This window comes from Oceanisphaera submarina (assembly GCF_046521305.1).
GTDB classification, from domain to species: domain Bacteria; phylum Pseudomonadota; class Gammaproteobacteria; order Enterobacterales; family Aeromonadaceae; genus Oceanimonas; species Oceanimonas submarina.
Genome location: NZ_JBKGFN010000006.1, coordinates 1 through 13,968, shown reverse-complemented (window position 1 = coordinate 13,968; position 13,968 = coordinate 1). Strand labels below are relative to the sequence as shown.

The window sequence follows — 13,968 nt, the reverse complement described above, 5'->3', positions numbered from 1 at the left end:
CCCTACACAACAACGGAAATACAACATGAATTTGCATGAATATCAGGCAAAGAAATTGTTTGCTGAATACGGTCTGCCCGTTTCAGAAGGCTATGCATGTGACAATCCACAGGAAGCAGTGGAAGCCGCCAGCAGGATCGGCGGTAGTATGTGGGTGGTGAAATGTCAGGTTCACGCCGGAGGCCGAGGTAAGGCCGGTGGCGTCAAGTTGGCTAACACCAAAGAAGAGATACGAGAATTCGCAGAACACTGGCTGGGTAAGAACCTGGTGACCTATCAGACCGATGCCAAAGGTCAGCCGGTTGCCCGGATACTGGTTGAGTCCTGCACCGATATCGACAAAGAGCTGTATCTGGGTGCCGTGGTCGACCGGGGTACCCGTCGGGTGGTGTTTATGGCTTCCACCGAAGGTGGTGTGGAAATCGAGAAGGTGGCCGAAGAGACCCCCGAACTGATCCACAAGGCCGCCATCGATCCCCTGGTAGGCCCGCAGGCATACCAGGGCCGTGAACTGGCATTTAAACTGGGCCTCAAGGGCAACCAGATCAAACAGTTCACCCAAATTTACCTGGGGCTGGGACAGATGTTCCTGGACCTGGATTTTGCTCTGCTGGAAGTGAACCCGTTGGTGATCACCAAGGCCGGCGATTTGCTGTGCCTGGACGGCAAGATCAACATCGACTCCAATGCCCTCTACCGTCAGCCCAAGCTGCGTGACATGCACGACGCGTCCCAGGACGATGCCCGCGAAGCTCACGCCGCCAAGTGGGAGCTGAACTACGTGGCGCTGGATGGCAATATCGGCTGCATGGTCAACGGCGCCGGCCTGGCCATGGGGACCATGGATATTGTCAATCTGCATGGTGGTTCACCCGCCAACTTCCTGGACGTAGGCGGCGGCGCCACCAAGGAGCGGGTAACCGAAGCGTTCAAGATTATTCTCTCCGACAGCAATGTAAAAGCGGTGCTGGTGAATATCTTCGGCGGCATAGTGCGTTGTGACATGATTGCCGACGGCATTATCGGTGCGGTGAAGGAGGTGGGCGTGAAAGTTCCTGTGGTGGTGCGTCTGGAAGGCAACAATGCCGATGCCGGAACCGCCAAACTGGCCGAGTCCGGGCTAAACATCATCGCCGCCACCAGCCTGACCGACGCCGCCGTTCGGGTCGTCAACGCCGCACAGGGGAAATAACAGCATGAGCATTCTGATCAACAAAAACACCAAGGTGATTTGTCAGGGTTTCACCGGTGGCCAGGGTACTTTTCATTCCGAACAGGCCATCGAATACGGCACCAGAATGGTCGGCGGCGTGTCGCCCGGCAAGGGGGGCACCACTCACCTGGGCCTGCCGGTATTCAATACGGTACGCGAAGCGGTGGAAGTGACTGGCGCTACCGCGACCGTCATTTATGTACCGGCGGCTTTCTGTAAAGATGCCATTCTGGAAGCCATCGACGCGGGCATAGAGCTGATTGTCACCATTACCGAAGGCGTTCCGACCCTGGACATGCTGGACGTGAAAGTAAAGCTGGAACAAACCGGTGTGCGGATGATCGGCCCCAACTGTCCCGGTGTGATCACCCCCGACGAGTGCAAGATTGGCATCATGCCTGGTCACATCCACAAGAAGGGCAAGGTGGGTATCGTGTCCCGCTCCGGCACCCTGACCTACGAGGCGGTCAAGCAGACCACAGACGAAGGTTTCGGTCAGTCCAGCTGTGTGGGCATCGGTGGCGACCCTATTCCGGGCTCCAGCTTTATCGACATTCTTGCCTTGTTCGAAAAAGATCCGGAAACCGAAGCCATCGTGATGATAGGTGAAATCGGCGGTACCGCCGAAGAAGAAGCCGCCGCCTACATCAAGGAGCACGTCACCAAGCCGGTGGTGTCCTACATCGCCGGTGTCACCGCGCCTCCGGGCAAACGCATGGGCCATGCGGGCGCCATCATATCCGGTGGCAAGGGCACTGCGGACGAGAAGTTTGCCGCCCTGCAGGACGCCGGTGTCAAAACCGTACGGTCTCTGGCCGATATCGGTCAGGCACTGCGCGAAGTGACCGGCTGGTAACAGTAAAGCTGTCAGCTTTAAGTTGAAAGAAAAAGGAGCCGGAAGGCTCCTTTTTAATGCAGGGTATCTCGTCACTCCCGTGAAGGTGGGAGTCCATGGCATGGTGCACAATCAGTACGAGAATGCACCGCCGCCTGCGGAATGGATTCCGGCTCGGGGCCGGAATGACCTTGACCGCATCGCCTCACGCCTTACCCATCTTCACATCCGTTCGACGCGGCTCCAGGGATCGGGCTTAACGCTGAACTGGCCGTGTTGCCAGCGGCTGGCCAGACGGCGGAAGTCGTCGCCTTTCATATGGATCAAATCCCTGTGGTCACCGCTCTCCATGTAGATGTCGGCCATACCGAGCACGTCATCGTCCACCAGGGTGTCCAGCGCATAGGCTTCACCCAGGGCAGGAATGGCACCGGGATCGCAGTCATCGAACCACCGGGCCAGGACGCCCTCCTTGGCCAGCTGTACCTGGCTGTGAATCAGATAATTCAGACGCTGAAAGTCCACGGTGTCGGCGGCGGGGAGCACGGCCATGACCGATTTGCCATCGTCACGCTCCAGAATGACCGCCTTGGCCATCTGTGCAAGTGGAACATGACTGGCGATGGCGCTTTGAGTCGCACCTTCCGCATAGCTGTGGTGTACCGTATCAAAGGGGATATTATGTTGATCCAGATACTGTTTCAGTTTTATTGACATAGCCATAGCTACCTCCCGAAGGCAAGGCCATCTCGGCCGCCTTCTTTAGCTGCCTTTATAGTATAGCTCGCCCACTAAAACCTGATTTTTAAATGCTTCAAACATCGCCATCACTCTCGCAGTTGCTGTTCAGCACCTGACTGATGACTTCCCCCCTGGCCAGACGGGTGCGTATGGTGTCGCCCGGTTGCAGCTGGCCGGCATCGGTGATCACCCGTGCGCCCTGCTGGGTAATGCTGTAGCCACGAGCGAGCGTTGCCAGCGGGCTGATGGTGTTGAGCCGGGAGCCGGCCAGGGCCAGACGATGGGCGCTGAGGTCGAGGCGGGCTTTTATCTGGCTGTTCAGCCGTAGCTGAAGGCCGCTTAGCTGTACCTGACGGCTCTGCAGTCGTTGGGCCGGGTGTTGGTGTTGTAAACGCAGTCGGCCATTGCTCAGGCGCTGCAGTGCCTGCTCCAGCCGTTGCCGCAGGGCGCGTTGCAGCCGGGCCTGCAGTTGATCCAGCCGTTGGGCCTGTTGTTGCAGCTGTTGCCGGGGGTGCTGGCGGCCAAGGCGTGCCTCCAGTCGCTCCAGCTGACGTCGGCTGTTTGACAGATAACGTTGCTGGGCCAGCCGCAGCCGTTGCTGCCACTGTTGGTATTGTTGCTGCTGGGCCCCGCCGTCCCGGCTGATCAGCTCGGCGGCGGCGGAAGGAGTAGGGGCGCGCAGATCGGCCACCAGATCGCTCAGGGTGATATCCACCTCGTGACCGACGGCGCTGACCACCGGTAGCTTCGACGCGGCGATGGCGCGTACCAGTCGTTCGTCGTTGAAGCACCACAAGTCTTCCAGCGAGCCGCCACCACGGGCCAGGAGCAAGACGTCGGTTTCGGCGCGGCGATTGGCGGTGGCCAGGGCGGAAATCAGCTGCCCGGCGGCGGGCTCGCCCTGGACCTGGCTGGGGTAGAGAATAATCTGCAAATGGGGCGCCCGGCGGGCCAGCACGGTTAGAATGTCGTGTAATGCCGCACCGGTAGGAGAACTGATAATGCCGATGCGGGCCGGATGCTCGGGCAGTGGGCGTTTGCGTGCACTGTCGAACAGGCCTTCTTCGCCCAGGCTGAGCTTGAGCGCCTCGAATTGCTGCTTGAGCAAGCCTTCACCGGCGGGGGCCATGGTTTGTGCCACCAGCTGGTAATCGCCTCTCGGCTCATAGAGCGTGATTTTGCCGAAGATAAGCACCTGATCGCCGTTTTTAGGTCGAAAGCCGACGCTGCGGTTGTTGCCGAGAAACATGGCACAGCGCAGTTGGGACTGCTTGTCCTTCAGCGAAAAATACCAGTGCCCCGAGCCCGGGGTGGCGAGGTTGGATATTTCGCCACTCAGGGTAACCGCCCCCATTTCGCCTTCCAGCAGCATTCGTGCATGGCGATTAAGGCGGGTGACCGTATAAACCTCTGTAAATTTATCCTGATGCAAAATGGCCCCTGATGAGTATCTTTATATTAAAATAAGCCGTTTTTGCGGCTATTCTGCGCCTAATTTGCCAAAATCACAAAAATCGCTTTACCGAAGGGGGTCGGATGCCTAAAATTCATCGGCAATATTTTTACCGATTTATCCCCCCAACTGATGGTGAATATTGCGATGCTTAGGATTGCCCAAGACGCCCTGACCTTTGATGATGTACTGCTGGTCCCAGCTCATTCCACCGTATTGCCCAACACTGCGGATCTTCGTACCCGCCTGACGAAAGACATCCATCTTAACATTCCCATTGTTTCTGCCGCCATGGACACCGTGACCGAAGCCGATCTCGCGATCGCGCTCGCTCAGGAAGGGGGAATCGGCTTTATTCACAAAAACATGTCGATTGAAGCCCAGGCAGCCCAGGTGCGCAAGGTCAAAAAATTCGAAAGCGGTGTGGTGTCCGACCCGGTCACGGTACGCCCCGACATGACCATTGCCGAAGTGCGTGAACAGACTCAATTGAATGGTTTTGCCGGTTATCCCGTGGTGAGTGCAGAAGGGGAGCTGGTGGGTATTATCACCGGTCGTGATGTGCGCTTCGTACAGGATATGAGCAAGCTGGTTAACGAGGTGATGACCGAAAAGTCCCGCCTGGTGACCGTCAAGGCCGGCGCGTCTCGCGACCAGGTTGAAGCCCTGATGCAGCAACACCGTATCGAAAAAGTGCTGGTGGTCGGTGCCAAGGGCCAGCTCACCGGCATGATCAGTGCCAAGGATTTCCAGAAAGCCGAAAGCAAGCCCAACGCCTGTAAAGACGAGCGTGGTCGTCTGCGTGTGGGCGCGGCCGTTGGTGCTGCTCCGGGCAACGAAGAACGAATTCAGGCACTGGTTGATGCAGGCCTCGACGTACTGCTGATCGATTCCTCTCACGGTCATTCCGAAGGCGTGTTGCAGCGTATTCGTGAAACCCGTGCTGCCTTTCCGAACCTGCCGATTATCGGCGGTAACGTGGCCACTGCCGCCGGCGCCCTGGCCCTGGCCGAAGCCGGAGTGAGCGCGGTCAAGGTCGGTATCGGTCCTGGCTCCATCTGTACCACTCGCATCGTGACCGGTTGCGGTGTGCCCCAGATCACCGCCGTGGCCAACGCGGTTGAAGCGCTCAAGGCGCTGGATATTCCAGTGATCGCCGATGGCGGTATCCGCTTCTCCGGTGATATCGCCAAGGCGCTGGCCGCCGGGGCCAACTGCGTGATGATGGGCTCCATGTTTGCCGGTACCGAAGAATCTCCCGGTGAAATCGAGCTGTTCCAGGGCCGCTCGTTCAAGTCTTACCGCGGCATGGGCTCTCTGGGCGCCATGAGCAAGGGTTCAAGTGACCGTTACTTCCAGACCGACAACGCCGCCGACAAGCTGGTACCGGAAGGCATCGAAGGCCGGGTACCCTACAAGGGCATGCTCAAGGCGATTATCCATCAGCAGATGGGCGGTCTGCGCAGCGCTATGGGTTTGACCGGCAGTGCAACCATTGATGACCTGCGCACCAAGGCAGAATTTGTTAAGATATCCGGCGCGGGCATCCAGGAATCACACGTGCACGACGTGACTATTACCAAGGAAGCACCCAACTACCGGTTGGGTTGATCCCGAAACGCAGTAGACGGGGGGCTGGTTCCCCCGTTTTTCTATTGCCGTCTGGCCCCCCACAGGCGGTCTTTGTAACGAGTAGGAAGACGATGACCAAAAATATTCATGATAACCGGATCCTGATCCTGGATTTCGGCTCTCAGTACACTCAGCTGATTGCCCGCCGGGTTCGGGAGCTGGGCGTGTATTGCGAGCTGTGGGCCTGGGACGTCACCGAAGCCCAGATCCGTGACTTCAATCCGAATGGCATTATCTTGTCCGGGGGACCTGAGTCGGTCACCGAAGCCGGCAGCCCACGGGCACCGGAATACGTGTTTAACGCCGGCGTGCCGGTGTTTGGCATCTGTTACGGCATGCAGACCATGGCCGAGCAGCTGGGCGGCGCCGTATCCGGCTCCAACGAGCGTGAATTCGGTTACGCCCAGGTACAGCGGGTTGCCGACTGCGCGCTGTTTGCCAACATCGAAGACGCCATAGACGCCGATGGTTATTCCTTGCTGGACGTGTGGATGAGTCACGGTGACAAGGTCGTGGCGCTGCCCGAGGGTTTCCACAAGGTTGCCCAGACCGGTAGCTGTCCCTTTGCCGCCATGGCGGACGAAACCCGTCATTTCTACGGTGTGCAGTTTCACCCGGAAGTGACCCACACTCGTCAGGGCGCGCGTATGCTGGAGCACTTCATTCGCGCTATCTGCGGTTGTGATGCGCTGTGGACGCCGGCGACCATCATCGACGATGCAGTAGCCCGTATCCGCGAGCAGGTAGGCAGCGACAAGGTGCTGTTGGGCCTGTCTGGTGGTGTTGACTCTTCCGTGACCGCCATGCTGCTGCACCGTGCCATTGGCTCCCAGCTGACCTGTGTGTTTGTGGACAATGGCCTGTTGCGTCTGAACGAAGCCGAGCAGGTAATGGACATGTTTGGTGACCACTTCGGCCTGAACATAGTGCACGTCAATGCCGAGCACCGTTTTCTGGCCGCCATGGCCGGCGAAAATGACCCGGAAGCCAAACGCAAGATCATCGGCCGTGTCTTCATCGAAGTATTCGACGAAGAAGCAGGCAAGATCAAGGACGTTAAATGGCTGGCTCAGGGCACCATTTATCCGGATGTTATCGAGTCAGCCGGCTCCGCTACCGGCAAGGCCCATGTGATCAAGTCACACCACAACGTGGGTGGCCTGCCGGACGATATGGAAATGGGACTGGTCGAGCCGCTGAAAGAGCTGTTCAAGGACGAAGTGCGCCGGGTGGGTCTGGAGCTGGGTCTGCCTTACGACATGCTCTATCGTCATCCGTTCCCGGGGCCGGGTCTGGGGGTGCGTGTACTGGGCGAAGTGAAGAAGGAATATTGCGACCTGCTGCGCCGGGCCGATGCCATCTTCATCGAAGAGCTGCACAATCACGACTTGTACAACAAGGTCAGCCAGGCCTTCACCGTCTTCCTGCCGGTACGTTCCGTAGGCGTGATGGGTGATGCCCGCAAGTACGACTGGGTTGTCTCGTTGCGTGCGGTAGAAACGGTCGACTTCATGACCGCACATTGGGCGCACCTGCCTTATGATTTCCTGGGTCATGTGTCTAACCGCATCATCAACGAAGTCGACGGTATTTCCCGTGTGGTTTATGACATTTCAGGTAAACCACCTGCCACCATCGAGTGGGAATAATCACTCGTTAGGTAACAGCTGGCAGTAACCGGCATGAAATGACACTTAAGCCCATGTTTACATGGGCTTTTTTGTTTTTACAGCCTGCACTGTCTGGCAACAATTAGCAGCGGGAAGCACGACTTGAGCGTGGTATTTAACTTGGTATTATCGGTGAGCGATACCATAAGTGAGAGCCAATACCATGCTGCCTTACCTTATGACTACATGGTATCAAATTTACATAAAGCACTGTTTTTAAAGAAATAAAGAGCCGATTCATAAGGCTTTTTCAGCATGGTATCAAAATCGACTAAGGACCAGACTCATGCTGACCGATACCAAGCTGCGCCACCTCAAGCCCAGAGAGAAGCTCTACAAGGTGAACGATCGGGATGGCCTCTATGTGGCCGTTACGCCGGCCGGCACCGTCTCGTTCCGCTACAACTACTCCATTCATGGACGCCAGGAGACGATCACCTTTGGCCGCTATGGCGTAGGGGGCATTACCCTGGCCGAAGCCCGGGAGCGCCTGAATGAGGCCAAGCGCATGGTGGCCGATGGCAAATCACCGGCCAAGGAGAAAGCTCGGAACAAGGCACGGGTAAAAGATGCGGAAACCTTTGGTGTCTGGGCAGAGAAGTGGCTGCGGGGCTACCAGATGGCGGACTCCACCCGGGATATGCGCCGCTCTGTGTATGCCAGAGAGCTGGAGAAAAAATTCGGCAATCAGAAGCTTTCCGAAATAACCCATGAAGACTTACGAGCGCTGACCGATGCCATTGTAGACCGTGGAGCTCCTGCTACTGCCGTTCATACCCGTGATATTGTGCTCCAGGTATACCGCTGGGCCATTGAACGAGGGCAAAAGGTAGAGAACCCGGCCGATTCGGTAAGGCCATCCAGCATTGCCAGGTTTGAACCCCGCGATCGCACCCTGTCGCCGGAAGAAATCAAACTCATGTATCAGTACATTGAGCGGATTGGTACATCACCGTCCATTCGGGCAGCGGTAAAGCTGCTGCTGCTGACCATGGTACGCAAAAGCGAGCTGACCAATGCCACCTGGAGTGAAATTAACTTCAGCGAAGCGCTGTGGACTATCCCTAAGGAGCGGATGAAACGGCGAAATCCCCATTTGGTGTTTCTATCCAGGCAGGCCCTGGATATCCTGATTGCCCTGAAGACCTTCTCGGGTGGCTCAGACTATATACTGCCGTCCCGCTACGACTCCGACTTGCCCATGAGCAGCGCCACCCTGAACCGCGTGCTGGACCTGACTTATAAGCTGGCTCAGAAAGAAGGGCAGCCCCTTGCCAAGTTTGGCCCTCACGATCTGCGCCGCACCGCTAGCACTCTGCTGCACGAAGCTGGCTACAATACCGACTGGATAGAGAAATGCCTGGCTCACGAGCAGAAGGGCGTAAGGGCGGTTTACAACAAAGCAGAGTATCGCGAGCAGCGTACCGCCATGCTACAGGACTGGGCTGATATGCTTGATGAGTGGATGGTTTAACTCGTTAATAAGCGAAGAGAACGATAATTCTCTTCCTTCTGTCACAATATACTCATTTTCTCTGATCCAGAGTTTGCTTGTAACAAGTGATTAAGCAGAAATGATTTGATGGTTAGGTGCTTATCGATTTGCTCGTAAATATCAACTATCTTATCGGATTCAACGAATGGGTCACAGTAAATTATTGCCCTCAGATTTCCTTGTTGAACAAAAAGGAAGTTTAATCGACACCACCGGAAAATAATTCTAAAGTTCGGGGTGTTGAGATGTATACTTTTTATTATTCACCCTAAATTATTGTTTATAATCTCGTTCAATTTAGTCGTCTAACTGATCTTTTCGACATTAAACTACCGGGGAAGTTAAGGCTAGTAATGCAATCTCTAGCCTCTATGAGACAGGTATTAAATTTTTATTCTTTGCTCGACAACTAGGTCAGAAACCTCCCAGTTATATGCATCGATTAACTTCGCCATTTCATTGTAAACGGGCTTTTCTTTGTCAATGTCACGAATTGTAATTAGTATTGTGAATGGGATTTGAACCCCTTGAGCTTCGACACCTTCACGGTCTAGAACGGATACTCTTAACCTCCAGTTTTCAATGTTTGTGCCGTTGGAAAATCTCTTATAATAGACTTTAATTGGAGACCATTTATCACCATTCTTAATAAGTTCCGACTCAAAGCTATGTGCTTCTTGCTGGCGTGGAATCTTTGATGAGAAGCTACCATCTTTATATTCACCAAAACCTACATTCACATCAAACTGACAGTATTCAAATGCTCTATTTGGATCTAGTTTGGGTTGATATACTAAAGTTATGAAGAATTCAGCTCTCACTTTCCCTTCTTCTGTGCGGAGACACTCAGGAATAGGAAACGGTAACTTTTCCACTTCAAAACTCTTTTGGGCGTGCCCCTGAAACGCGAGGGTTGTTTCAAAATCATTCACTTCAGCAATGCTGTTAATATCTTGAGGTAAGCCCCAGCCATAATATAACTTGTGTTCTTTATCAAGCTTATAACCATGATTCATATTCGCATTATGAATTAATAAAGCCTTTACAAGGTTTGGGGAGGCTCTTTCACCTAGTTGCTGATAGATATTAGCAGCGACAGTGGCAATAATCGGCGTTGAAAAACTAGTGCCAATATCGTTTCTCTTGTTGCCTAGGGGACAAACTGAGTTTACGCCCAATGGGATTGGCATTCCCCCTACTGAAAGTAAGTTCCCGCCAAAGTGTACTAAGTCTGGTTTCTGTATGTAGTTCGAAACTGGTCCTTTACGGCTAAATGGTGACGGCTCTTCATTAAGTACATGTCCATCAATATGAGCTAAAGCGCCAACTGTAATCGCGCGGACAGAATCAGCAGGACTAGATACACCATCATTAAGTTTTGAAATTGGAGGCCAACTCCTGAGCGAATCAGTATAATTACCTGCTGCTACGATACATAAGCAATCATATTTATCTTGAAACTCATCAAGCATTAAAGCCATTGTGGAAATTTCATCAAGAGATACAGGCGAAGATGAGCCTAGAGACAAGTTCCAAATTTTAATATGCGGCTGCTCTTGGGCCACTTCATGCATTGCATTAATAATTTCAAACACATCACCCACACCATCACCAAGCACTTCAACACTGAATATTTTTGATTGACTCAGTGGAAAGCGCACATCTTGATTAAAGAGGAATGAATTCGATACTAAGCCACTCACAAATGTACCGTGAGAAAAGTTTCTCAAAGGCTCTGGAACATAGCATTTCGAACCAACAACCCAATTCTGGATAGCAGGACAATCACTACTGACTCCACTATCGACCACACCAATTATCGGATACAATCTATCATCCAGAGGTTCTGATAGTTCTGCTTGCTCTGGCTGAACAGTTGAATCAGACATTGGCTTTACGGTTATGCTCTGCGAACGAATAGCGCTTTGTACTGAGCTTATAAACGGTAAAAGTTCTAACAAAGATTTAGGATAAGAAAAAACTTTATAAAGACGTACCGATTCTGAAGGGTGCTTTACCCATTTAGCCTCATAGTTATTTAGCAACGCTTCGAACTTTTGGTCAACAACTAGGTTGAGTTTATCATCTCGATAACGAAACAAGCGAATAATTATTGGTTCTAAATCTGTTCCGATACAATCGAGGTTAGGAGTGTATTTGCTAATGCCTTTAATAGTTGACAGTGCCTTAATTGCACTCTTGGTTGCGGCCTTCTGAATCTTGTCACGTAATACAGCAAGACCTTCTGCATTTACTTGCACTAAAAACTTACCATACCCTTGATCGCCAAAAAAAGGACATGTTTTATCATTGAAAAGTGCCGTAGGTCTATGTGTTTTTGCTATGGCATTTTTTTCCAACTCAACAACAGCTGCACATGTATTAACACCACCAATTTCTGTTCCAACTTCTAAGGAGTGGGATACAGCATCAATAGATGAAAGTAGTTCAGATCTAAACTCTGCTGTCACAGGCTTCAATGGAGTAGAAGACCCCCCTGTGTTCACTGGCGGCTGAAAATAATCAGTAGTAGAAAATTGGACATGTTTTATAGGATTCTTAGGGGTGCTCATTTTTTATTATCCTTGAGTAGCCGACTAACATAGCTCGGTGATATATCCCATAATAAAGAGAATAGTTTCCCTGTGAAAAGGTCCCCATTTAACTCTTTTAGTTTTTGCATGTTTATACTGCGTGCTTCATCATCTTCGAAATTTAGCCAAGGGTATAATGAGAGCAAAATAGTTCTCACAAGACTAATTTTTGAGGCTGGCAGCTCGTTAATAACGGAGTATCTTAAATACTCATATGTTGCCATTTCGATCTCTGCACCAGTCATTCCATCCGACACTTGAACACATAACTTCAAATCTTCTTCAGTAAACTCATGTTTCGAAAGCAAAGAATTGAAAATTGCATATCTTTCTTTTTCTAATGGTGGACTAAGTTCTAACTTGTAGTGAAATCTTCTACCAATTGCCGGGTCTAAAAGGTGGACATGGTTAGTTGCAGCTACAACGATCGTATCTGTTAGAGTATCTATGTTCTGAAGCAAGCTAACTACAACTCTCTTTAATTCCCCGATCTCGTTCTTGTCATCTCTGGCTTTGGCTATAGCGTCGAACTCGTCAAGAAAAAGGACGCACGGCTGAGACTGCGCATAGTCAATCAGAGCTCTTATGTTTTTCGATGTAGAGCCCAAATAGGATGATATTAGAGCATCAGCACGTGCAGTAACTAAAGGAAGCTCTAGCTTTGCAGCAATATAGTTAGCTAATTTACTTTTACCTGTGCCTGGGGCTCCATGTAAAAGTAACGTTGGATTAATAGGTATATTTAGCTCAATCAGCTTCTCTTTTTTATCTATATAGCCTAAGAATGACTCAACTATCTTTTTTGAACCTTCTGGTAGAAAAACCTGAGAATCCATAATCGATGGATGGGACATATCCGCTAGAGAAAAACGGTTGTCTTTCTCGACCGGTATAGGCCTCTGAAAAGCAGAGTTTGCTGACGCTCCTTTCGCTGTAACCGGATGTACATTTCCTTCTAGCTGCTCAATAAGCCCTTTAACCGCAAGGTTTTCACCATCGGCCTTCAACTTTTCAATGAGTTGTTGGATATAAATAGAAACGTGCTTACGGTCACTTGCTAGAGCACCGCGCACAATGTTAGATATTTCAGTATAGTACTTCATCTTTCGAGCCAACAAGGAAGCTGATGAACTCATTTTGACATATAGTGAACCAATTTGCTCAACTAATTTACTACATGTCGATTCCAGTTGCTTTTTGGTGGTTTTTTGAACTATTATGCGTCAACATTTCTATCAGCGACCATTGATCGTTGCTTAATGTGGTTCTCCAATCGCCCTAGTGACCTGATTTTAGCTCAGCAATTGTTCTACTCCTCGAATGCCCTGCATCCCAATACTGACATTCTTACCGAATGGCACCTTTGCATTGCTATCTTATCTAAGTAGTAACTACCAGTGTTCCCTCGTAGTGTGTGCCTCATAGCCCAAGACCTGATGCAACTGACATCGAAGAGGGTTGATCCGTGTAGGTAAAAGCTCGTTAACAGACGAGCGCCAGGCTGATATCTCAAATGTGGGCATGCATCAACTGCCAAGTGATCCTTTCGCAAGCTAATGCTGCTGTAGCTTGGCGAGGTCAGCAGCCCCATCAACTGAAAAATGGAGTTGATGAACCATTCCAGCTCCTGTAAGAGCAATCCGAAGATGAGCGCCGTTTCGATAGTGCTATCTCAGTAGTTGAATCTACGCCGCGGCGGCCTCGACGCTGATGCTTATGGAAACACCATTGAACGATGAATTTTTGAACAGCCTCGAAGCTCAGAAAACCACTATTGAACAAAGCCGGATCAACTGCCGCCTGTTGCTGTTGTTGGACCGCATTTTTCCTATCAATATGCTTCAGAGTCCGTTCGTTAAGAAAGGCTTCATTTTAGCCGCTAAAATTATGTCAGCTGTTTTTGAGTAAGATCCTGCCGGTAAATCATGCAGCTTGGCGTGCCGAACCTTGCTTTGTTGTGCCAGTTAGTACGATTTCTGTTTATTTTTACTATGTTAATTTTTGTTTTTTTTAAGAAATTTTAGCGGCGTTGTTGATCAAATCAGAGCCGAGACAGCCTGTCCCTACAGGGCTTTCCGCCCTTAACTGACCGGCTGACGAACAGGCATACCAAGTCCTATGACTTTGTTCATGACCTTCACGCCGGCCAAGATTTCACCGACCTGGCCGTTGTAGTTACGCAAGCTCAACTTGGGACTCACCAATTGTTTGTATCGGGACATCGCCGTTTCCGCCAGCGACCGCTGATGATAGCCAGACGAGGTTTTCCACTCGGACAGGTGTAGTGGTTCAATGATCCCGGACACCATTTAAGGTGGTACAGTCACCACCGTAA

Annotated in this window: 10 protein-coding genes and 1 pseudogene; 6 read left to right on the top strand and 5 right to left on the bottom strand. The window is 51.6% G+C overall.

Features of this window, described 5'->3' with window-relative positions; all coding sequences use genetic code 11:
* Nucleotides 1-25: 25 nt before the first annotated feature.
* Nucleotides 26-1,192: an ADP-forming succinate--CoA ligase subunit beta gene (gene sucC, locus ACLEIV_RS07605; RefSeq protein WP_410456045.1), complete on the top strand. Its 1,167-nt coding sequence runs from the start codon at nucleotides 26-28 to the stop codon at nucleotides 1,190-1,192.
* A gap of 4 nt (nucleotides 1,193-1,196) precedes the next feature.
* On the top strand, nucleotides 1,197-2,069 hold the full coding sequence (sucD, locus tag ACLEIV_RS07600; protein WP_410456044.1) for a succinate--CoA ligase subunit alpha: 873 nt from the start codon (nucleotides 1,197-1,199) through the stop codon (nucleotides 2,067-2,069).
* Between the two features lie 201 nt (nucleotides 2,070-2,270).
* Here sucD and ACLEIV_RS07595 read toward each other — a convergent pair whose 3' ends face one another.
* Together ACLEIV_RS07595 and xseA are read right to left on the bottom strand one after the other, a co-directional pair.
* Nucleotides 2,271-2,771, bottom strand: coding sequence for an aminoacyl-tRNA deacylase (locus tag ACLEIV_RS07595; RefSeq protein ID WP_410456043.1), 501 nt, complete (start codon nucleotides 2,769-2,771; stop codon nucleotides 2,271-2,273).
* A gap of 91 nt (nucleotides 2,772-2,862) precedes the next feature.
* A complete protein-coding gene (gene xseA / locus ACLEIV_RS07590; RefSeq protein ID WP_410456198.1) occupies nucleotides 2,863-4,161 on the bottom strand; it encodes an exodeoxyribonuclease VII large subunit in 1,299 nt (432 codons plus the stop codon).
* Between the two features lie 228 nt (nucleotides 4,162-4,389).
* Here xseA and guaB point away from each other — a divergent pair, with 228 nt between their 5' ends.
* The 3 genes from guaB to ACLEIV_RS07575 all read left to right on the top strand — a co-directional run bounded on the left by guaB (nucleotide 4,390) and on the right by ACLEIV_RS07575 (nucleotide 9,018).
* Nucleotides 4,390-5,853 (top strand): IMP dehydrogenase, encoded by a 1,464-nt coding sequence (gene guaB, locus ACLEIV_RS07585; protein ID WP_410456042.1) that lies wholly within the window; start codon nucleotides 4,390-4,392, stop codon nucleotides 5,851-5,853.
* Between the two features lie 92 nt (nucleotides 5,854-5,945).
* Nucleotides 5,946-7,523 (top strand): glutamine-hydrolyzing GMP synthase, encoded by a 1,578-nt coding sequence (guaA, locus tag ACLEIV_RS07580; RefSeq protein ID WP_410456041.1) that lies wholly within the window; start codon nucleotides 5,946-5,948, stop codon nucleotides 7,521-7,523.
* 307 nt (nucleotides 7,524-7,830) lie between these two features.
* Nucleotides 7,831-9,018 (top strand): tyrosine-type recombinase/integrase, encoded by a 1,188-nt coding sequence (locus ACLEIV_RS07575; RefSeq protein ID WP_071472930.1) that lies wholly within the window; start codon nucleotides 7,831-7,833, stop codon nucleotides 9,016-9,018.
* A 404-nt stretch (nucleotides 9,019-9,422) separates the two neighbouring features.
* Here ACLEIV_RS07575 and ACLEIV_RS07570 read toward each other — a convergent pair whose 3' ends face one another.
* Nucleotides 9,423-11,612: a S8 family peptidase gene (locus ACLEIV_RS07570; protein ID WP_410456040.1), complete on the bottom strand. Its 2,190-nt coding sequence runs from the start codon at nucleotides 11,610-11,612 to the stop codon at nucleotides 9,423-9,425.
* Nucleotides 11,609-12,736 (bottom strand): AAA family ATPase, encoded by a 1,128-nt coding sequence (locus tag ACLEIV_RS07565; protein ID WP_071472932.1) that lies wholly within the window; start codon nucleotides 12,734-12,736, stop codon nucleotides 11,609-11,611. Before ACLEIV_RS07565 ends, ACLEIV_RS07570 begins: the two co-directional genes overlap by 4 nt.
* Before the next feature lie 625 nt (nucleotides 12,737-13,361).
* Between ACLEIV_RS07565 and ACLEIV_RS07560 the strand changes: the two genes are divergently transcribed.
* Nucleotides 13,362-13,541 (top strand): hypothetical protein, encoded by a 180-nt coding sequence (locus ACLEIV_RS07560; protein WP_071473505.1) that lies wholly within the window; start codon nucleotides 13,362-13,364, stop codon nucleotides 13,539-13,541.
* A gap of 173 nt (nucleotides 13,542-13,714) precedes the next feature.
* Here ACLEIV_RS07560 and ACLEIV_RS07555 read toward each other — a convergent pair.
* Nucleotides 13,715-13,912, bottom strand: a pseudogene (locus ACLEIV_RS07555) (IS5/IS1182 family transposase); the annotation flags it as partial.
* Between the last annotated feature and the right edge of the window lie 56 nt (nucleotides 13,913-13,968).

What these genes read in the sequence shown, in the direction of transcription:
- sucC (WP_410456045.1), top strand. Translation starts at nt 26, where the DNA reads ATGAATTTGCATGAATATCAGGCAAAGAAATTGTTTGCTGAATACGGT.
- sucD (WP_410456044.1), top strand. Translation starts at nt 1,197, where the DNA reads ATGAGCATTCTGATCAACAAAAACACCAAGGTGATTTGTCAGGGTTTC.
- ACLEIV_RS07595 (WP_410456043.1), bottom strand. Translation starts at nt 2,771, where the DNA reads ATGGCTATGTCAATAAAACTGAAACAGTATCTGGATCAACATAATATC.
- xseA (WP_410456198.1), bottom strand. Translation starts at nt 4,161, where the DNA reads ATGCTGCTGGAAGGCGAAATGGGGGCGGTTACCCTGAGTGGCGAAATA.
- guaB (WP_410456042.1), top strand. Translation starts at nt 4,390, where the DNA reads ATGCTTAGGATTGCCCAAGACGCCCTGACCTTTGATGATGTACTGCTG.
- guaA (WP_410456041.1), top strand. Translation starts at nt 5,946, where the DNA reads ATGACCAAAAATATTCATGATAACCGGATCCTGATCCTGGATTTCGGC.
- ACLEIV_RS07575 (WP_071472930.1), top strand. Translation starts at nt 7,831, where the DNA reads ATGCTGACCGATACCAAGCTGCGCCACCTCAAGCCCAGAGAGAAGCTC.
- ACLEIV_RS07570 (WP_410456040.1), bottom strand. Translation starts at nt 11,612, where the DNA reads ATGAGCACCCCTAAGAATCCTATAAAACATGTCCAATTTTCTACTACT.
- ACLEIV_RS07565 (WP_071472932.1), bottom strand. Translation starts at nt 12,736, where the DNA reads ATGAAGTACTATACTGAAATATCTAACATTGTGCGCGGTGCTCTAGCA.